Origin of the sequence: Aeromonas sp. A04 (assembly GCF_047780465.1) — a bacterium.
Taxonomy (GTDB): Bacteria; Pseudomonadota; Gammaproteobacteria; order Enterobacterales; family Aeromonadaceae; genus Aeromonas; species Aeromonas bestiarum.
In genome coordinates, this window is sequence record NZ_JBLNHP010000002.1 from 1 (window position 1) to 18,698 (window position 18,698).

Genomic DNA, 18,698 nt, shown 5'->3' on the forward strand with positions numbered 1-18,698 from the left:
TCCCCGTTTCCATCGAAAGGAGGCGATCATCGGCTGGTGGTGCTACTGGCCGCTGGAGGTGCTGTTGGTATTACGCCTGCGTCAATGGGCGGGGTTGCCCTTGCCGGTAGTTCATCATCCCCTGATGGTCGCGCCTTTTGATGTGCTGCCACCTGCGCTGGAGGGTCCCGCCGAGGTGTGGCCTTATGAAGCCCTACCGCGCCACTTTGCCACCCACTATCCCGAAGCCCCGGCACTGTTGGCGCAGATGTGCCAGCCTCCTGCATCAGCAGAACCAGATGCCTGGCCGAGTCTGAGCGAGCTGGAGGCTGTTCTGGCCCGAGGTATTCCCAAGTGGCCACCACAGCGTGGAGATGCTCCCACACCGAGCAGAAAGAGTGCCACGGCATCCTCATCGACCCCATAAGAGAATGTGTATGTCTCCTCACCTGACCGCCCTGCTCGCCCAATTTGATTACGCTTCCTGGCCCCGCTTTCCCAAACGAGATCCATATTGCCGCAAGAAGCTGTCATCAAGGATTTCAAGTGAAAATCAATTTTACGATACAGACCGACAATGGATTGATAAGACGCTCGCCAATATCCCCGTTCCTGAAGGGGATGAATACGCGGTGTTGCCAATGGTCGAGAGTGTTTGCTTGGCGGAGCTGGATCACTTGTTGGGTACAAGCCTGCTGGCAGGCAGTTGGCCACAAACGACATATCGCCGCTATCCGCTGCTCTATTGGCAACTGGTTCGTTACTACCAGATGGAGCTGTATCGAAGTAAACAATCTGGCCAATTACAACCCGATGCTGGTTTCAAATTTCATCGTATAGGCTTTGTGGCAATGCACCTGGCCTTGCTTGGTGATCGCCGTCGTTTGATGGATTGTGTGGCATTGGCTCATAGTGCCCCAGCTATTTGCCCCGCGAATGAGTATATTCGTCCCTATTTTATAGAAGCCTTTGCCTTGCAGCTAACCAGCCGCTTTCTGGGGTGGGGGCCCTTGCCACTTGGCGTTGACTTGGCTCGGGAGCCTCTCTATCTGGCGCTGTTGACCTTGTGGGACTGTGAGGATCTGAATGCGGTGGGTCACTTGTTGACCCAGGCGTGCCATTTGCACACTTACGGCGGGCTCAAGGATCCCCGTTTTCATCGAGAGGAGGCAATCATAGGTTGGTGGCATTACTGGCCGCTGGAAGTGTTGTTGGTGTTACGCCTGCGCCAATGGGCGGGATTGCCCTTGCCGGTGGTGAATCATCCCCTGATGGCTGCGCCTTTTGATGTGCTGCCGCCTGCGCTGGAGGATCCCGCCGACGTGTGGCCTTACGCAGCCCTGCCACGTCACTTTGCCACTCACTATCCCGAAGCTCCGGTACTGTTGGCGCAGATGTGCCAGCCTCCTGCATCAGCAGAACCAGATGCCTGGCCGAGTCTGAGCGAGCTGGAGGCAGTTCTGGCCCGAGGTATTCCCAAGTGGCCACCACAGCGTGGTGATACGCCGAAACCAAGACGAAAAATGGGATAACTGTGACAGCGGTTACTCTTGCAAGAATTCGTACAAGTCTATTCAAGAAGAGGAGCTGTACTGGCAGAGAGGACCCGTAGACAACAGGGCCGGATCTGTGTCTGGTCCTGGTATTGTGTAATCCTGTTTCAAGAGCTGCCCGGCAGGCAAGGCCTCCGCCATTGCTGCGTTCACCCCCTCTCCTATATTCCCTTGTTTTTCGCCTGCATATCATTAGGGATGTAATGATTTCTCCAGCCCTACGGCCTGTTCGGGATCCTGCCTGGCGGCATCCCCCGGTCTGCCTGATTTTCCCCTCTTATTGGCCTGTCAAAACAGAACTATGATTAGTTATCTAATCAAATAATTCGTGCTGGCATGGCCCATGCTTGTCGATTTATGGCTTTTTCTTGTCAAAAATAATAGTTATAAATCAATATGTTATGTTTTCATTGTTTTGTGTGGACTCTTATGGTTCTTTTGTTTTTCATGAAAATTGCTTAGTGTAGAAAGTAATTGGTTCGCGTTCGGCAGGTTAACTACCAAGATGTCGACCATGAAAAAAGGACAGTATGACAGTCAAACTCGAAGTGAAATCACTCTATAAAATCTTCGGAGAACAGCCGGAAAAGGCGTTCAAATTGCTGGCGAAAGGGCACGACCGCGCCAGCATTCTGCAGAAGACCGGGCAGACCCTGGGTGTGCATGGGGTCGATCTGGCCATCCACGAGGGAGAGATCTTCGTGGTGATGGGCTTGTCCGGTTCGGGCAAATCCACCCTGGTGCGCCTCTTCAACCGGCTGATCGAACCGACCCGTGGTCAGGTGCTGATCGACGGTGAGGACATTGCCGCCATCTCGGACAGTGAACTGCGCCAGGTGCGGCGCAAGAAGATCAGCATGGTGTTCCAATCTTTCGCCCTCATGCCTCATCTGACCGTGCTGGAAAATACCGCCTTCGGCCTGGAGCTGGCCGGTGTGCCGCTTCTCGAACGCCAGGAAAGTGCCCGTCAGGCACTCAATCAGGTGGGCCTGGGCCAGTGGATGGACGCCTTCCCCGATGCTCTCTCCGGTGGCATGAAGCAGCGGGTCGGCCTGGCCCGAGCGCTGGCCAATGACCCCGATATCCTGCTGATGGACGAGGCCTTCTCCGCGCTGGATCCGCTGATCCGCACCGAGATGCAGGATGAGCTGCTCAAGCTGCAGGCCAGCCATCAGCGCACCATAGTCTTCATCTCTCACGATCTGGACGAGGCGATGCGCATCGGCGATCGCATCGCCATCATGCAGGATGGTCAGGTGATCCAGGTCGGGACCCCCGACGAGATCCTGAGCCAGCCCGCCAACGACTATGTACGTGCCTTCTTTCGCGGTGTGGATCTGGCCAACGTGTTCAGTGCCCGCGATATCGTCAGTCGCAAGCAGATGCCACTCATCAAGAAGCACACCACGGACGGGCCGGGCAACGCCCTGCGTCAGCTCAAGGATCAGGAGCGGGAGTTCGGTTACGTGGTGGATCGCAGCCGTCGCTTCCTCGGCGTCGTCTCGGTCGAGTCGCTCGGTCAGGCGGTGCAAAACAAGGGAAGCCTGGAGCAGGCCTTGCTGGCCGATATCCAGCCCATCCAGGCCGACACCTCTCTCAACGAACTCATCAGTCAGGTGGCCGCAGCGCCCTGTCAGGTGCCCGTGGTCGAGCAAGATGGCACCTATCTGGGGCTCATCTCCAAGGCCAACTTGCTGAACACCCTGGACAGGAGTACCCCGGTATGAATATCAAACCCTTTCATCGTCTGCTGACCGGCTTGCTGGCGCTGTTGTTATTGGCGAGCGCCCCCGCCCGGGCCGATGAGGCGCAGGCCGATCCCTGGGGCGCCACGGCCGCCACGACTGTGGCCACGGATCCCTGGGGCAGTACCGCAACCCAGGCCGCCGACTGGCAGAGCCAGATTGAAGCGGCGGATACTTCCGCGGCCGTCGACTGGCTGGATCCCTTCCAGCAGGCGCTGGTACCGCTGGATGTCTGGGTCGAGGGCGGCATCGGCTGGCTGGTCGAGAACCTGCGTCCCCTGTTCCAGCTGATCCGGGCGCCGGTAGAAGTGACTCTCAACGGCATGACCCATCTGCTGCAGACGATGCCATCCACCCTGATGATAGGGATGCTGACCCTGATCGCCTGGCAGCTGGTCAACGGTCGCATGGCGATCGGAACCCTGCTTTCTCTCGTCGGGATTGGCCTCATAGGTGCCTGGTCCGATGCCATGGTGACCCTGTCGCTGGTGCTGACCTCGCTCTTCTTCTGCATCCTGATCGGCTTGCCGGTCGGCATTCTGCTGGCCCGCAGCGAGCGGCTCTCCACCTGGACCCGGCCGCTGCTGGATGCCATGCAGACCACCCCGGCCTTCGTCTATCTCATTCCCATCGTCATGCTGTTCGGCATCGGCAACGTGCCGGGGGTGGTGGTGACCGTCATCTTCGCCCTGCCGCCCATGATCCGGCTGACCATGCTGGGGATCCGCCAGGTGCCTGCGGATCTGGTGGAGGCGGCCCATTCGTTTGGCGCCAGCCCCTCCCAGCTGCTGTTCAAGGTACAGCTGCCGCTCGCCATGCCCACCATCATGGCCGGGGTCAACCAGACCCTGATGCTGGCGCTCTCCATGGTGGTGATCGCCTCCATGATAGCGGTCGGTGGTCTGGGCCAGATGGTGCTGCGCGGCATAGGTCGCCTCGACATGGGGCTCGCCTCCATCGGTGGCCTCGGCATAGTGCTGCTGGCCATAGTGCTCGACCGTCTGACCCAGGCCATGGGACAGCGGGATCGCAGCCACACAGGCCGCTGGTATCAACATGGTCCCGTGGCCCTGCTGATGCGCCTGCGCGGTCGCCGTAACGTTATTGATTACAAAGGAGTAAACGCATGAGATTCATCACTAAGACCCTGAGCGCCCTGGTGCTGAACTCCCTGTTGCTGAGTTCGGTCGCCATGGCCAGCACCGAACTGCCGGGGGAGGGGATCCGCGTTCAACCCTTGCAGAGCTCCTTGCCGGAAGAGACCTTCCAGACCCTGCTGGTCAGCAAGCTGATGGATCGCCTGGGCTATGACGTCCAGGCGGTGCAGGAGGTGGACTACAACGTGGCCTACGCCTCGGTGGCGCAGGGCGATGGCACCTTCCTGGCCTTCAACTGGATCCCGTTGCAGGACAACAAGTACGAACAGGCCGGCGGCGACAAGGTGTTCTTCCGCCAGGGCACCTATGTATCGGGCGCCGCCCAGGGTTACCTCATCGACAAGAAGACCGCCACCCAGTACGGCATCACCAACCTGGGTCAGCTCAAGGATCCCAAGCTGGCGGCGCTGTTTGACGGCGATGGCGACGGCAAGGCCGATCTGGTGGGCTGCAACCCGGGCTGGGGCTGTGAAGAGGCCATCAACCATCATCTGGACGAGTTCGGCCTGACCCCGACCGTCACCCACAAGCAGGGCAACTACGCGGCCCTGATCGCCGATACCCGGGCCCGTTACCAGAGTGGCAAGCCGGTGCTCTACTACACCTGGACTCCCTATTGGCTGAGCAGTGAGCTGGTGCCGGGACGGGACGTGGTGTGGCTGGAAGTGCCTGCCGGTGCCAAGGATGCCGCCCAGACCCGCCTGCCCAACGGCAAGGATTACGGCTTTCCGGTCAACACAATGCACATAGTGGCCAACAAGGCGTTCACCGAGGCCAACCCGGCGGCGGCCAAGCTGTTCAGCATCGTCAAGCTGCCGCTGAACGACATCAACATCCAGAACGGGTTGATGAACAAGGGCCAGAACAAACCGGCGGATATTGAGCGCCACGCCGAGGCCTGGCTCAAGGGGCATGAGGCCCTGGTCAACGACTGGCTGACCCAGGCGCGTGCCGCCGTGCAATAAGCGGATGGCGTGGCGGCGTGCTATTTCCTGCACACCTTGGCCGCTGCACCTCAGCAATAAAAAACGCCCGGCAGTTGCCGGGCGTTTTTTATTGTCAGGATCCTGGCTTGTCGGCGGGTTCAGATGCCGGAGCCGCTCTGCTCGCCACTTTCCTGGACACTCTCCTCGTGCAGGCCGCACTCGCGCTTGAGGCCGAAGAAGCGGGTCTGCTCCTCGCTCATGCCCGGCTCCCACTTGGTGGTGGTGTGCACGTCGCCGACCGAGAGGTAACCCTGCTCCCACAGCGGGTGGTAGGGGAGGTCATGCTCCTTGAAGTAGTAGAAGACGTCCTTGTTGCTCCAGTCGATCACCGGCAGGAACTTGAAGCGGCTGCGCGCGATGGCCAGCACAGGCAGCTGGCCCCGGCTGCCGGACTGCTCACGGCGCAGGCCGGAGAACCAGGTCTGGGCGCCCAGCTCGTTCAGGGCGCGATCCATGGGCTCCACCTTGTTGAGCTGGTTGTAGCGGCTGATCCCCTCCACTCCCTGCTCCCACAGCAGGCCGAAGCGCGCCTCCTGCCAGGCCGGTGACAGCTCGGCCCTGTATATCTTCAGATTGAGCGCGAGGCGCCCGGTCAGCTCATCGATAAAGCGGTAGGTCTCGGGGAACAGATAACCGGTATCGGTCAGCACCACGGGCACATCGCTGCGCTCGCGGCTCACCAGGTGCAGCATCAGCGCCGCCTGGATGCCGAAGCTAGACGACAGTACGTGTTCCCCTGGCAGGTTCGCCAGCGCCCAGCGCACCCGCTCGGGGGCGCTTATGGCCTCGAGAGCCTGATTGATAGGCGCCAGCGCCTCGCTCTGCTCTTCACGGCTCAAGGAGAGCAGGGCATTGAGGTCGAGCCTGCCATCGGCGGTCAGTGTCAGCCGCCCGCCATCAGTCAGTTCAGGCTGCATAGAAGTCCCTCGCGGAGTCGATGACGGGCGCAACCACCCCAACCCGGATCACGAAGTCACCGAAGCACTCGTGACCGTCGCGCTCCCTGGCCCAGCGGCCGATAAGCGTATCCAGTTCCGCCAGGATCTGCGGCTCCGTGATGTTCTCCTGATAGAGGCGGGGGATCCGGGTCCCCTCCAGGTTGCCCCCCAGGTGCAGGTTGTAGCGGCCGGGGGCCTTGCCCACCAGACCCACTTCCGCCAGCATGGCGCGGCCGCAGCCGTTGGGGCAGCCGGTGACCCGGAAGATGATGGCGTCATCCGCCAGGGCGTGCTTGGCCAGCAGACCTTCGATGTCGGTGACGAAGGCCGGCAGCATGCGCTCCGCTTCTGCCATCGCCAGCGGGCAGGTGGGCAGGGCCACGCAGGCCATGGACTGCTTGCGCTGCTCGCTCACGCCGTCATCCAGCAGGCCATACTGGCGCGCGAGTGCTTCGATGCGGGCCTTCTCGCTGGCAGGCACGCCTGCGATGATCAGGTTCTGGTTGGCGGTGAGGCGAAAATCCCCCTGATGCACTTTGGCGATCTCCAGCATGCCGGTTTTGAGCGGCTTGCCCGGAAAGTCCAGCAGGCGGCCATTCTCGATAAACAGGGTGAGGTGATGCTTGCCGTCGATCCCCTCGACCCAACCAAAGCGATCCCCACGGCTGGTGAACTCATAGGGGCGCACCTCGCCAAACTTGATGCCGGCGCGGCTCTCCACCTCGGCCTTGAAGGCCGGGGCGCCGACCCGTTCGAGGGTGTACTTGGTCTTGGCGTTCTTGCGGTTGACCCTGTTGCCCCAGTCGCGCTGGGTGCTGACCACGGCGGCAGCCACCTCCAGCACGTGGGAGAGCGGGATGAAACCAAAGTCGCTCGCCTTGCGCGGGTAGGTGCTGGGGTCGCCGTGGGTCATGGCCAGACCCCCGCCCACCAGTACGTTGAAGCCCACCAGCTTGCCGCCATCTGCGATGGCCACGAAGTTGAGATCGTTGGCGTGGATGTCCACGTCGTTGTGGGGCGGGATCACCACTGTGGTCTTGAATTTGCGCGGCAGGTAGTTGGAACCCAGGATCGGCTCCTCGTCACCCCCCAGCTTCTCGCCATCCAGCCAGATCTCCACGTAGGCGCGGGTCTTGGGCAGCAGGTGCTCGGAGATCTTCTTGGCCCACTCGTAGGCCTCCTGGTGCAGCTCGGACTCCACCGGGTTGCTGGTGCAGAGCACGTTGCGGTTCACGTCGCCCGCGGTGGCGATGGAGTCGATGCCGGTGCTGTTGAGGGTCTGGTGCATCAGCTTGATGTCGCGCTTCAATACACCGTGGAACTGGAAGGTCTGGCGGGTGGTCAGGCGGATGCTGCCGTAGAGGCTGTGCTCCTCGGCGAACTTGTCGATCACCTGCCACTGGGCCGGGGTGATGATGCCGCCCGGCAGGCGGGCGCGCAGCATGACGTTGTGCAGGGGCTCCAGCTTCTGGGCGGTGCGCTCGGGGCGGATGTCTCTGTCATCCTGCTGATACATGCCGTGGAAGCGGATCAGCTGGAAGTTGTCGCCGTTGAAGCCACCGGTGAGGGGATCCTGCAGATCCTGCTCTATGGTGCCGCGCAGGAAATTACTCTCGCGCTTGAGGCGCTCGTTGTCGGACAGTGGCCCTTCAACCGGTCCTGCTGCTTGTTTCGAGATTGGTTGCTTGCTCATCAGTAGACATCCCTTTGATAACGTTTGGCACGACGCAATTCGCTCAAATACTCTTCTGCTTCTTCACGGCTCTTCTGGCCGTGTTCGGCAATCACATCCAGCAGGGCCTCCTGCACATCTTTCGCCATGTGATTGGCATCACCGCACACATAGAAGTGAGCACCTGCTTCCAGCCACTGGTAGAGCTCCAGGCCCGCTTCACGCAGCCTGTCCTGCACATAAATCTTGTTGGCCTGATCCCGGCTGAAGGCCAGCGAGATCTTCGACAGCAGACCCGATTTCACATAGCGCTGCCACTCCACCTGATAGAGGAAATCCTGGGTGAAGTGGGGGTTGCCGAAGAAGAGCCAGTTCTTGCCCGAGGCATCCTGTGCCTCACGCTCCTGCATAAAGGCGCGGAAGGGGGCTATGCCGGTGCCCGGTCCCACCATTATGACGGGGGTATCGGGATTGGCCGGCAGGCGGAAGTTGTCGTTGTGCTCCACGAACACCCGCACCTCGGCATCTTCGGCCAGCCTGTCCGCCAGATAGGAGGAGGCGGCGCCAGAGCGCACTGTGCCATCTTCCTGCGGGTAGCGCACCACCGCGACTGTCAGGTGCACCTCCTCTTCCACCTCGCTCTGGGCGGAGGCGATGGAGTAGAGGCGCGGGGTGAGCGGGCGCAGCAGGCCGATCAGCTGTTCTGCGCTCAAGGGGGTCGGGAAGCGTTTCAGCGCATCCACCACCTGGGCAGAGGCCACCAGGGCGTTGACCTGAGCCTTGTCACCGGCCAGATCCTTGAGCGCCGCATTGTCGGATAGCTCGGCGAGACCCGTGATGAAGCCGCCGTGCAGCCGGGTCAGCTCCAGGTTGCGGGTGAGCACCTCGCGCAGGCTGCCGTGGGCGGTCGCCTCGTCACCACTACGTCCGGCCAGGGCCAGCACTTCCCCCACCAGATCGGCGTCGTTGTCGAACCAGACCCCGAGGGCGTCCCCCGGCTGATAGGTGATGCCGGACGCCTCCAGGCTGATCTCGACATGGCGGATATCCTTGGTCGAGTCGCGGCCGGTGATCTTCTGATTCAGTGACAGGCGGGCCGGGAAGGGGTTGGCCTTGTCGTACTGGCTGTGGCCGACCGCCTGTTGCACCGCGTTCGTCACGCTGCTGCTGGTCGAACCTGCGGAGAGGGTGGTGGCAATGGCATTGACCGCCTGCTCGCCCCAGGCCTTGGCGGCCTCCTGATAGTCCACATCCAGGCTGGCAAGCTCATGCACGCGATCGGCGCCCGCCTTGGTCAGCAGGCCATCAAAATCCTTTCCGGTCTGGCAGAAAAATTCGTAGGAGCTGTCACCCAGCCCCAGTACGGCGAACTTGAGCCCCTCCAGCTTGCCGACCTTGCCCTTCTTGAGCTGCTCAAACAGATCGACCGCGCTCTCCGGTGGTTCACCCTCCCCGTAAGTGCTCACTACCACCAGCAGGTGGGTCTCTTTCTTGAGCTGCTTGGGTTTGTAGTCCGCCATGGAGGTGAGGGTCACCGGCAGGCCGCGTGCCTCGGCCTGTGCCTTGATGGCACTGGCCACGCCCTTGGCGTTGCCTGTCTGGGATCCGTAGAGAATGGTCAGGCTGCCGCCGGGTGCCGCCGGCGCACCGCTGGCTGCCGCAGGCTGGCTGCCGGATTGGGAGAGACCGTAGAGATAGCCGCTCACCCAGACCAGTTGCTGGGTATTGAGGGTCGAGAGCGCCTGGTTCAGCTGACGTTGTTGTTCATCAGAGAGGGGGGCTAGGTTGGTCAGAGAATCCTTCAATTGCATCACACTCGTCTTCCATGGTCTGATTTTTGGTCAGGTTAAGGGGTGTGATGGATAACAACAAAGAATAAAAATGTCTTTTTTATTCTATTAGTGCATTAAAAACGTGCCTGGCGGGCTCCTGGGTCCGTTCGGGCAGGGCCCGGTTTCATGGTATAAACGGCGATGAATGAGCCCGGTCGTGGCACCACAGGAAATGCGAATGTCGATTATCAGACTGTTTCATGTCAATGCCTTCAGCCGGCAGCCCTTTGGCGGCAACCCGGCCGTGGTGGTGCTGGGGCCGGCCCAGTCCGATGCGCAGCTGCAGGCCATGGCGGCCGAGTTCAACCTGTCGGAGACCGCCTTTCTCACGCCCATAGGGGCCGCGCACTATCGGCTGCGCTGGTTCACCCCGGCGGTGGAGGTGGATCTCTGTGGTCATGGTACCCTGGCGGCCGCCCATGTGCTGTGGCAGACGGGGGCTGTGGCACCGCAGGAGGTCATCCGCTTCGAGACCCGCAGCGGGGAACTGCTGGCCAGGCGCGAGGGAGAGTGGATCCGGCTCGATTTCCCGTGTATCCCGCTCACGCCTCTGGCGCTGGATCCTGCCTATGGGGCGGCGGTCGGTTGCACACCCGTGCAGACTCTGGCCGCCGGCGCCAAGTTTCTGCTGGAGCTGGCAAGCGAGGAGGAAGTCCGCGCGCTCACCCCCGATTTTCACGCCCTGCGCGCCCTGCCCGGTCGCGGCCTGATGGTGACGGCCCCTTCCTGCCGCGGGGATGATGACTTCGTCTCCCGCTACTTCGCCCCCTGGGTCGGGGTGGAGGAGGATCCCGTCACCGGCTCCAACCACTGTGCCCTGGTGCCCTTCTGGGCCGAGCGGCTCGGCAAGACGCAGCTGAGGGCACGCCAGATCTCGGCGCGGGGCGGGGAGCTTGTGCTCGAGTTGCAGGGGGATCGCGTGTGGATGTCGGGCCAGGCGCTGACCCTGTGGCAGGGGGAGTGGCTGCTGCCGCCCACCCCGTGAGGTGCCGGTGTGCGTTACCCTCGGGGGCCCGCCACCGGGCTGCCTTCGCCATAAAAAACGCCCCGCAGTTGCGGGGCGTTTTGTTGCCATCGAGGTGCAGGCCAGGCCTGCGCATCGGACTTATTTCTGTTGCGGGCGCAGGGCTGGGAACAGGATGACGTCGCGGATGGTGTGGCTGTTGGTGAACAGCATGACCAGACGGTCGATACCAATGCCCTGACCGGCAGTCGGCGGCAGGCCGTGTTCCAGCGCGGTCACGAAGTCGGCGTCGTAGAACATGGCTTCGTCGTCACCGGCTTCTTTCTGGTTCACCTGATCCTGGAAGCGCTTGGCCTGATCTTCCGCATCGTTCAGCTCGGAGAAGCCGTTGGCCAGCTCGCGGCCACCGATGAAGAATTCGAAGCGGTCGGTCACGTCCGGGTTCACGTCGTTGCGGCGCGCCAGCGGGGAGACGGCGGCCGGGTACTCGGTGATGAAGGTCGGTTGCAGCAGCATGTGCTCCACTGTCTCTTCGAAGATGGCGGTGATCACGTGACCCAGCTCCCAGCCCTTCATCAGCTCGATGTGCAGACGCTTGGCAACGGCCTTGGCGCTCTCCAGGGTGGAGAGATCTTCCAGGGTAACGCCATCGGCGTACTTCAGGATGGAGTCCACCATGGTGAGGCGCTGGAACGGCTGACCGAAGTCGATGGTCAGACCCTCTTCGCCCTCTTTGGCGTAACGGATCTTGGTGTCGCCCAGAATGTCCTGCGCCAGGGTGCGCAGCAGCTCTTCGGTCAGGTCCATCAGATCGATGTAGTCGGCATAGGCCATGTAGAACTCGATCATGGTGAACTCGGGGTTGTGACGAACCGAGATGCCTTCGTTACGGAAGTTGCGGTTGATCTCGTACACGCGCTCGAAACCACCGACCACCAGACGCTTCAGATAGAGCTCGGGGGCGATACGCAGGTACATGTCGATGTCCAGCGCATTGTGGTGAGTGACGAACGGACGCGCGGAGGCGCCACCCGGGATGACCTGCATCATGGGGGTTTCCACTTCCATGAAGCGCTTGTCGTTGAAGAACTTGCGGATGCCGGCAACCACCTTGGTGCGGATCATGAAGGTCTTGCGGGACTCTTCGTTGGCGATCAGATCCAGGTAACGCTGGCGGCAGCGTGCTTCCTGGTCGGTCAGACCCTTGTGCTTCTCGGGCAGCGGACGCAGTGCCTTGGTCAGCAGACGTATGGTGGAGACGTGCACCGAGAGTTCACCTGTGTTGGTGCGGAACAGTGTCCCTTCCACGCCGACTATGTCACCCAGATCCCACTTCTTGAACTGCTCGTTGTAGAAGCCTTCCGGCAGATCGTCACGGGTCACGTAGACCTGGATCTTGCCAGCCATGTCCTGCAGGGTGGCGAAGGACGCCTTGCCCATGATCCGGCGGGTCATGATGCGACCGGCAATCTTCACCTGTTTACCCAAGGCCACCAGTTCTTCGGCGCTCTTGTCGCCAAACTCGGCGTGCAGATCGCCGGAGAGGCTGTCACGACGGAAGTCGTTGGGGAAGGGGTTGCCCTGGGCACGCAAGGCGGCCAGCTTGGAACGACGCTCCGTCATCTCGTTGTTCAGTTCGAGAGTGTGGTCGACTTCCGGAGTTGTGGTTTGTTCAGACATGGTGATTCCTGCTGTTCTGTTTTTTACAGGCCTGACTTCAGGCTAGCTTCGATAAACTTGTCCAGGTCGCCGTCGAGTACCGCTTGGGTATTGCGGGTTTCGACGCCGGTACGTAGATCCTTGATGCGCGCATCATCCAGCACATAGGAACGGATCTGGCTGCCCCAGCCGATATCGGACTTGGTCTCTTCGAGGGCTTGTTTCTCAGCGTTTTGCTTCTGAATTTCCAGCTCGTAGAGCTTGGCTTTCAGCTGCTTCATACACTGATCTTTGTTTTTGTGCTGGGAACGATCGTTTTGGCACTGTACCACGACACCCGTTGGTATGTGGGTGATACGTACCGCGGATTCGGTCCGGTTGACGTGCTGACCACCGGCGCCGGAGGCACGGTAGACGTCGATACGCAGGTCTGCCGGGTTGATCTCGATGTCGATGTCGTCATCGATCTCGGGATAAACGAAGATGGAGCAGAACGAGGTGTGGCGGCGGCCACCGGAATCGAACGGAGATTTGCGAACCAGACGGTGGACGCCGGTCTCGGTGCGCAGCCAGCCGAAGGCGTATTCGCCGGTGAACTTGATGGTGGCGGACTTGATGCCGGCCACGTCGCCGTCAGAGAGCTCGATCAGCTCAGGCTTGTAACCGTGGGCATCGCCCCAGCGCAGGTACATGCGCAGCACCATGTTGGCCCAATCCTGTGCTTCGGTACCACCGGAGCCGGACTGGATGTCGATGTAGCAGTCGGAGGCGTCGTGCTGACCGGAGAACATGCGGCGGAATTCCAGATCCACCAGCTTGCTTTCCAGCACATCGGCTTCGGCCACGGCTTCGTTGAAGGTCTCTTCGTCTTCCCCTTCCACCGCCAGGCTCACCAGCATTTCGACGTCTTCGGCGCCCTGGGTCAGGGTGTCTATGGTGCCCACCACGTTTTCCAGCGTGACGCGCTCCTTGCCCAGCGCCTGTGCGCGCTCCGGCTCATTCCATACGTCCGGCTGTTCCAGCTCGGCGTTGACCTCTTCTAGACGCTCTTTCTTGGCGTCATAGTCAAAGGTACCCCCTAAGAAGCTCGGTCCTCTCAGACAGCTCCTTAAGCTTGTTTAATACAGGATTGACTTCAAACATCGTGAAAACTCTCGGGGTCGATGTGATTTAAAAACGGGATATTCTAGCCAATTGTGGAAGGAATAAACAGGGTCGCCTGTCCTTGTGCGCGTCCTGTAGTCAATTTCTGGTGCAGTTTTCCCCAACTCGGTGGAAAATATCGCCCGCAGACTCATTTTCAGGTTCAGTTTCGGCCTGGCGGGTCGCTAACAACGATGCAGTGCTGTGCACTTTTGGGAAATCCTGTTCCTGACCTCATAAGAAGAAATCATGATGAAAAACCTATCACTCAAGCAGAAGATACTGTTGTCAGTGGTGATCGCCTTGTCATTGGTGATCCTGCTGCTCTCCTGGCAGAGCTATACCAGCCAGAAGTCCCTGTTGCTGCAAGGCAGTCAGGAACAGGTGCAACGCCTCGGCAGCCAGCAGGCCGCCAGTGTCAGTGACTGGCTCTCCGCCCGTCGCGACGTGATCCAGGCGCTCGGCAGCAAGGCCGGTGCCGACCCCCTCAACGCCCTGCAACAGGCGCAAGTCTCGGGTCGCTTCCAGCTCACCTATTTCGGTGAGGGCAGCGGCAAGATGAACGACTCTGACCCTTCCATCAATCGTGACGGTTATGACCCGCGCTCCCGTGGCTGGTATCAGGAAGCCATGAGCAAGGGCGGTCTGATCGTGACCAAGCCCTATCTGGACGTGGCCTACAACATCATGGTGGTGACCCTGGCCCAGCCGGCGCAGGGCGGCGTGGTCGGTGGTGATCTCTCCATCGCCTCTCTGGTGGAAGACGTCACCCGGATGAAGCTGCCCGCCGACGGCATCGCCATCATGATGCACAAGGATGGCACCGTCATCGCGTACAAGGACGCGGCCAAGGCGATGAAGCCGGCCACCGAGATCGACAACGATCTGACCAATGCCCTGATCGAACAGAGCAAGGCGAGCAACAGTCTGATCCCGGCCTACTTCGACAACGAAGGCCGTGACAAGCTGCTGTGGGCCGTGGATATCCCGGATACCGACTGGGAGCTGGTGCTGGTGCTGGACAAGGAAACCCTGGAGGCTCCGCTCTCCTCCCTGCTGATGACCCAGCTTGGCCTGGCCCTGCTGGTGCTGGTGGGCAGCATCATCGCCATCTCCTGGCTGGTGAGTCTGCTGCTCGGCCCGCTCAGCAAGGTCTCCCAGGCCCTGGCCCGCATCGCCGATGGTAACGGCGATCTGACCCAGCGCATCAAGATCGACGCCAACGATGAGGTGGGCCAGCTGGCCAACAGCTTCAACCGTTTCGTCGGCAGCCAGCACCAGCTGATCGGCAACATCCGCAAGCTGGCCAACGAGCTGAACGCCGATGCCGAGCGCAGTCTGGTGACCAACCAGGCCGCCGTGGACGAGCTGCAGCGTCAGCAGCAGGAAGTGACCATGGTCGCCACCGCCGTCACCGAGATGGCGAGCGCTACCATGGAGATCGCCGGCAACGCCGAGAACACTGCCGCCGCCGCCCAGCAATCTGCCCAGAGCAGTGAGCAGGGCAAGATGCTGGTGAACCAGACTCGCCAGTCCATCAACGGTCTGGCCGAAGAGGTGGGGCAGGCGACCGAGGTGATCGGCGAGCTGAGCCGTCACGCCCAGGCCATCTCCGGCATCCTCTCCACTATCCAGGGCATAGCCGAGCAGACCAACCTGCTGGCGCTGAATGCGGCCATCGAAGCGGCCCGCGCCGGTGAACAGGGTCGCGGTTTCGCCGTGGTGGCGGACGAGGTGCGGGTGCTGTCGCGCCGTACCCAGGACTCCACCCAGGAGATCCAGTCCACCATAGAGACGCTGCAACAGACCACGGCCCGTGCGGTGAGCCTGATGCAGACCAGCCAGGGGCTGGCCGACAACAGCGTGAAAGACGCCGATGCCGCCGCCGCCGCGCTGGAAGAGATCACCCGGGCCGTGTCGCTCATCTCCGACATGGCGGGCCAGATCGCCACCGCCGCCGAGGAGCAGACCCAGGTGACTGGCGAGATCACCCAGAACACCACCGCCATCAAGGATGTGAGTGACGAGATCACCGCCGCCGCCATGCGCGATCTGGATCAGGCCCAGAGCCTCAAGGGTCGTGCCACCGACCTGAACCAGCAGGTGTCGACCTTTATCCTGTAAGGGATGATGCCGATGGGACGCAGGCGTCCCATCCTGAACAAAGCCCCGCACTCTGTGCGGGGCTTTTTGTTGTCTGCGGTCTGGCTGTGTCATGACAGGGAAAGCTGGCTGACCATGCTTGCCGTTGCCGCCTGGGTGGTGTTGCCCACGGACGATGGCGCCGCACAGCCAGGATGCCAGCAAGCAAAGAGCCCACCATGAGGTGGGCTCTTGTTCATATCACGTCTGGCCGAGCGGTTTACAGGAAGGGGAGCGCCATAAACAGCTTGATCACCATGGCGTTGATGATGTCGATGAAGAAGGCCCCCACCATGGGCACCACCAGGAACGCCAGATGGGACGGGCCGAAGCGCTGGGTGATGGCCTGCATGTTGGCAATGGCCGTCGGGGTGGCCCCCAGGCCGAAGCCGCAGTGGCCCGCCGCCAGCACGGCCGCGTCATAGTTGCTGCCCATGACCCGGAAGGTGACGAAGATGGCGTAGAGCGCCATCGCCACCGTCTGGGCGGCCAGCAGGATGAAGATGGGCAGGGCCAGGCTGGCGAGATCCCACAGCTTGAGGCTCATCAGCGCCATGGCCAGGAACAGCGACAGGCTGACGTTGCCGAGCAGGGAAACCTCGCGGTCGCTCACCTCATGCCAGTTGAACAGGGTCAGCAGGTTGCGCAGCAGCACACCGACGAACAGCACGCAGACGAAGATCGGCAGCTCCAGCGCGCCGCCCTTGAGGGAGGCGGAGAGCAGTTCGCCCCCTTTGAGGCTGATGGCGATCAGCGCCAGCGTCTCGATCAGGCTGAAGGTGGTGAGCGGGCGCTCCATGTCGGGCATCTCGAAGCCCTTGGGCGCCTCATCTTTGTTGTGCTCTTCACCGGGCACCTGCACCTTCTTGACCAGATAGCGGGCCACCGGACCGCCGATCAGGCCACCCAGCACCAGGCCGAAGGTGGCACAGGCGATGGCGAGTTCGGCGGCGGATTGCACCCCGTACTTCTCGGCGAAGGTGGCGCTCCAGGCCGCGCCTGTGCCGTGGCCGCCGGAGAGGGTGATGGAGCCGGCCAGCAGCCCCATGTGGGGATCCAGGCCGAGCAGGGTCGCCAGACCCACACCCAGGCTGTTTTGCACCAGCAGCAGGCCGGTCACCACCATCAGGAAGGTGATCACCGCCTTGCCGCCGCGCTTGAGGCTGGCGAGATCGGCGGAGAGACCGATGGAGGCGAAGAAGGCCAGCATCAGCGGGGTCTGCAAACTGGTGTCGAATTGCAACTCCAGCTGCAGGGTCGAGCGCAGCAGCAGCAGCACCAGGGCGACCACCAGGCCACCGGCAACCGGTTTGGGGATGTTGAAGGTTCGCAGCAGCCCGACTCGGGTCACCAGCAAACGACCGAGCAGCAGCACCAGGGTGGCTGCGACCAGGGTGGCGTAGGAATCAAGTTGTAGCATTCAGTACTCCCATGTTGATTGGCTGTGTCTTTCGTTGATGAAGACTCACAGATTCAGCCGGGATAAAAACAGTGTGGCTCACGTGCCAACAAAGAAGGGGCGACATGCCCCCGTCCCACGCAAAAATGGGATCGATGTGGGCCTGAACGGATCAGGCATCCAGATGAGATTTATGAAAAATCCGGCGGATAGTAGCAAAAAGCACCGCTTATATCCAGATTTGTCAGATTAATGGTCAGGTTTGTACTTTATTGTGACATTTAACACTATTGGGTTAGTCGCCGTTTAATACGGCATGCAGGCCATTTCCCGGCTGTCATTTGGGGCGCCAGTCTCTATAATTCGCCGGTTTCCAGCCCATCAGCGGCAACGAACGGAATGTGAAGACACAGGTTCGTTTCCCATGGGATTCATGGTTTGCGGGTATTCAGCCCATTAACATGGGTGTTGTGCCCATCAAAGAGGAGAGGGTGTGAAGAAGTCCATCTACATTGCCTACACAGGCGGCACCATAGGGATGCAGCGCTCCGACCACGGCTATGTGCCGATGGCGGGCTTCATGGAAGACTGTCTGGCGCGGATGCCCGAGTTTCATCGCCCCGAGATGCCGGATTACCATATTCACGAATACGATCCCCTCATCGACTCCTCCGACATGACGCCGGCGGACTGGCAGCGCATCGCCGAGGACATTCGAGACAACTACGAGAAATACGATGGTTTCGTGATCCTGCACGGCACAGATACCATGTCGTTCACCGCCTCGGCCCTCTCCTTCATGCTCGAAGATCTGCACAAGCCGGTGATCATCACCGGCTCCCAGATCCCGCTGGCCGAGCTGCGCTCCGACGGTCAGCAGAACCTGCTCAACGCCCTCTACATCGCGGCCAACTACCCGATCCACGAGGTGACGCTGTTTTTCAACAACCAGCTCTATCGCGGCAACCGCAGCAAGAAGGTGCACGCCGATGGCTTCCACGCCTTCGATTCACCGAACTATCCGCCGCTGCTCAACGCCGGCATCGCCATCTCGCTGGAAGCGGGCGAGCTGGGCGCACCGTCCGAGCGGCCGCTGGTGCTGCACGATATCACCCCCCAGCCTATCGGCGTGGTGACCCTCTATCCGGGCATCTCCAGCGAGGTGATCGCCAATATCCTGCAGCAGCCGGTGAAGGCGCTGATCCTGCTCTCCTTCGGGGTGGGCAATGCGCCGCAGAACCCGGCCATGCTGGCGCTGCTCTCCGAGGCCTCGGCCCGCGGCGTCATCATAGTCAACCTGAGCCAGTGCCTGCACGGCAAGGTCAACATGGGGGGCTATGCCACCGGCAATGCCTTGTCCCGTGCCGGGGTCATCTCGGGCTTTGACATGACAGCCGAGGCGGCGCTGACCAAGCTGCACTTCCTGCTGAGCCAGGACTTGCCGGCGCCGCGCATCCGCGAGCTGATGCAGCAGTCCCTGCGCGGTGAGCTGACCCCCTGAGCGTTGCGGCCCTCACCCTGGCCCTCTC

At 61.3% G+C, this 18,698-nt stretch carries 14 protein-coding genes; 8 read left to right on the plus strand and 6 right to left on the minus strand.

Annotated features, from left to right (window positions below; translation table 11 throughout):
- The 5 genes from ACM3N8_RS07770 to proX all read left to right on the plus strand — a co-directional run.
- The coding region (locus tag ACM3N8_RS07770; protein ID WP_416015909.1) for a hypothetical protein at nt 1–406 on the plus strand (406 nt) is incomplete at its 5' end.
- A gap of 10 nt (nt 407–416) precedes the next feature.
- On the plus strand, nt 417–1,511 hold the full coding sequence (locus ACM3N8_RS07775; protein ID WP_290017930.1) for a hypothetical protein: 1,095 nt from the start codon (nt 417–419) through the stop codon (nt 1,509–1,511).
- Between the two features lie 551 nt (nt 1,512–2,062).
- Nucleotides 2,063–3,259 carry a glycine betaine/L-proline ABC transporter ATP-binding protein ProV gene (proV, locus tag ACM3N8_RS07780; protein ID WP_043556197.1) on the plus strand — a complete coding sequence of 399 codons (1,197 nt, stop codon included), beginning with the start codon at nt 2,063–2,065 and terminating at the stop codon, nt 3,257–3,259.
- Nucleotides 3,256–4,407, plus strand: a complete 1,152-nt coding sequence (gene proW, locus ACM3N8_RS07785) for a glycine betaine/L-proline ABC transporter permease ProW (RefSeq protein ID WP_290017929.1) — start codon at nt 3,256–3,258, stop codon at nt 4,405–4,407. The genes proV and proW overlap by 4 nt, the downstream gene beginning before the upstream one ends.
- Nucleotides 4,404–5,399, plus strand: coding sequence for a glycine betaine/L-proline ABC transporter substrate-binding protein ProX (gene proX, locus ACM3N8_RS07790; RefSeq protein WP_290017927.1), 996 nt, complete (start codon nt 4,404–4,406; stop codon nt 5,397–5,399). The genes proW and proX overlap by 4 nt, the downstream gene beginning before the upstream one ends.
- Before the next feature lie 119 nt (nt 5,400–5,518).
- Here the strand turns inward: proX and ACM3N8_RS07795 are convergent, their stop codons facing one another.
- The 3 genes from ACM3N8_RS07795 to ACM3N8_RS07805 are packed head-to-tail and all read right to left on the minus strand — an operon-like array spanning nt 5,519 to nt 9,841.
- Nucleotides 5,519–6,337 carry a phosphoadenylyl-sulfate reductase gene (locus tag ACM3N8_RS07795; RefSeq protein ID WP_290017925.1) on the minus strand — a complete coding sequence of 273 codons (819 nt, stop codon included), beginning with the start codon at nt 6,335–6,337 and terminating at the stop codon, nt 5,519–5,521.
- Nucleotides 6,327–8,051 (minus strand): assimilatory sulfite reductase (NADPH) hemoprotein subunit, encoded by a 1,725-nt coding sequence (gene cysI, locus ACM3N8_RS07800; protein WP_290017924.1) that lies wholly within the window; start codon nt 8,049–8,051, stop codon nt 6,327–6,329. Before cysI ends, ACM3N8_RS07795 begins: the two co-directional genes overlap by 11 nt.
- Entirely contained in the window at nt 8,051–9,841 is a 1,791-nt protein-coding gene (locus tag ACM3N8_RS07805) for an assimilatory sulfite reductase (NADPH) flavoprotein subunit (protein ID WP_290017922.1), read from the minus strand. The genes cysI and ACM3N8_RS07805 overlap by 1 nt, the downstream gene beginning before the upstream one ends.
- A gap of 199 nt (nt 9,842–10,040) precedes the next feature.
- Here ACM3N8_RS07805 and ACM3N8_RS07810 point away from each other — a divergent pair, with 199 nt between their 5' ends.
- Entirely contained in the window at nt 10,041–10,847 is an 807-nt protein-coding gene (locus ACM3N8_RS07810) for a PhzF family phenazine biosynthesis protein (protein WP_416015913.1), read from the plus strand.
- Nucleotides 10,848–10,967: 120 nt separating this feature from the next.
- Here the strand turns inward: ACM3N8_RS07810 and lysS are convergent, their stop codons facing one another.
- Together lysS and prfB are read right to left on the minus strand one after the other, a co-directional pair.
- Nucleotides 10,968–12,506, minus strand: coding sequence for a lysine--tRNA ligase (gene lysS / locus ACM3N8_RS07815; RefSeq protein ID WP_042866684.1), 1,539 nt, complete (start codon nt 12,504–12,506; stop codon nt 10,968–10,970).
- Nucleotides 12,507–12,529: 23 nt separating this feature from the next.
- Nucleotides 12,530–13,628 (minus strand): peptide chain release factor 2 gene (prfB, locus tag ACM3N8_RS07820; protein ID WP_098982715.1). Its coding sequence is split into 2 segments (ribosomal slippage): nt 12,530–13,552 and nt 13,554–13,628, totalling 1,098 coding nucleotides; the frame shifts between segments, so codons are not numbered across the junction.
- Nucleotides 13,629–13,880: 252 nt separating this feature from the next.
- Here prfB and ACM3N8_RS07825 point away from each other — a divergent pair.
- A complete protein-coding gene (locus ACM3N8_RS07825) occupies nt 13,881–15,752 on the plus strand; it encodes a methyl-accepting chemotaxis protein (RefSeq protein ID WP_098982718.1) in 1,872 nt (623 codons plus the stop codon).
- Between the two features lie 238 nt (nt 15,753–15,990).
- On the opposite strand, the gene gltS is transcribed toward ACM3N8_RS07825, so the two are convergent.
- Nucleotides 15,991–17,190 (minus strand): sodium/glutamate symporter, encoded by a 1,200-nt coding sequence (gene gltS, locus ACM3N8_RS07830; protein ID WP_042866683.1) that lies wholly within the window; start codon nt 17,188–17,190, stop codon nt 15,991–15,993.
- Between the two features lie 472 nt (nt 17,191–17,662).
- Between gltS and ansA the strand changes: the two genes are divergently transcribed.
- Nucleotides 17,663–18,670: an asparaginase gene (gene ansA, locus ACM3N8_RS07835; protein ID WP_042866682.1), complete on the plus strand. Its 1,008-nt coding sequence runs from the start codon at nt 17,663–17,665 to the stop codon at nt 18,668–18,670.
- Nucleotides 18,671–18,698: the final 28 nt, after the last annotated feature.

What these genes read in the sequence shown, in the direction of transcription:
- cysI (WP_290017924.1), bottom strand. Translation starts at nt 8,051, where the DNA reads ATGAGCAAGCAACCAATCTCGAAACAAGCAGCAGGACCGGTTGAAGGG.
- gltS (WP_042866683.1), bottom strand. Translation starts at nt 17,190, where the DNA reads ATGCTACAACTTGATTCCTACGCCACCCTGGTCGCAGCCACCCTGGTG.
- lysS (WP_042866684.1), bottom strand. Translation starts at nt 12,506, where the DNA reads ATGTCTGAACAAACCACAACTCCGGAAGTCGACCACACTCTCGAACTG.
- proW (WP_290017929.1), top strand. Translation starts at nt 3,256, where the DNA reads ATGAATATCAAACCCTTTCATCGTCTGCTGACCGGCTTGCTGGCGCTG.
- ACM3N8_RS07805 (WP_290017922.1), bottom strand. Translation starts at nt 9,841, where the DNA reads ATGCAATTGAAGGATTCTCTGACCAACCTAGCCCCCCTCTCTGATGAA.
- ACM3N8_RS07810 (WP_416015913.1), top strand. Translation starts at nt 10,041, where the DNA reads ATGTCGATTATCAGACTGTTTCATGTCAATGCCTTCAGCCGGCAGCCC.
- proX (WP_290017927.1), top strand. Translation starts at nt 4,404, where the DNA reads ATGAGATTCATCACTAAGACCCTGAGCGCCCTGGTGCTGAACTCCCTG.
- ACM3N8_RS07775 (WP_290017930.1), top strand. Translation starts at nt 417, where the DNA reads ATGTCTCCTCACCTGACCGCCCTGCTCGCCCAATTTGATTACGCTTCC.
- proV (WP_043556197.1), top strand. Translation starts at nt 2,063, where the DNA reads ATGACAGTCAAACTCGAAGTGAAATCACTCTATAAAATCTTCGGAGAA.
- ACM3N8_RS07825 (WP_098982718.1), top strand. Translation starts at nt 13,881, where the DNA reads ATGAAAAACCTATCACTCAAGCAGAAGATACTGTTGTCAGTGGTGATC.
- ACM3N8_RS07795 (WP_290017925.1), bottom strand. Translation starts at nt 6,337, where the DNA reads ATGCAGCCTGAACTGACTGATGGCGGGCGGCTGACACTGACCGCCGAT.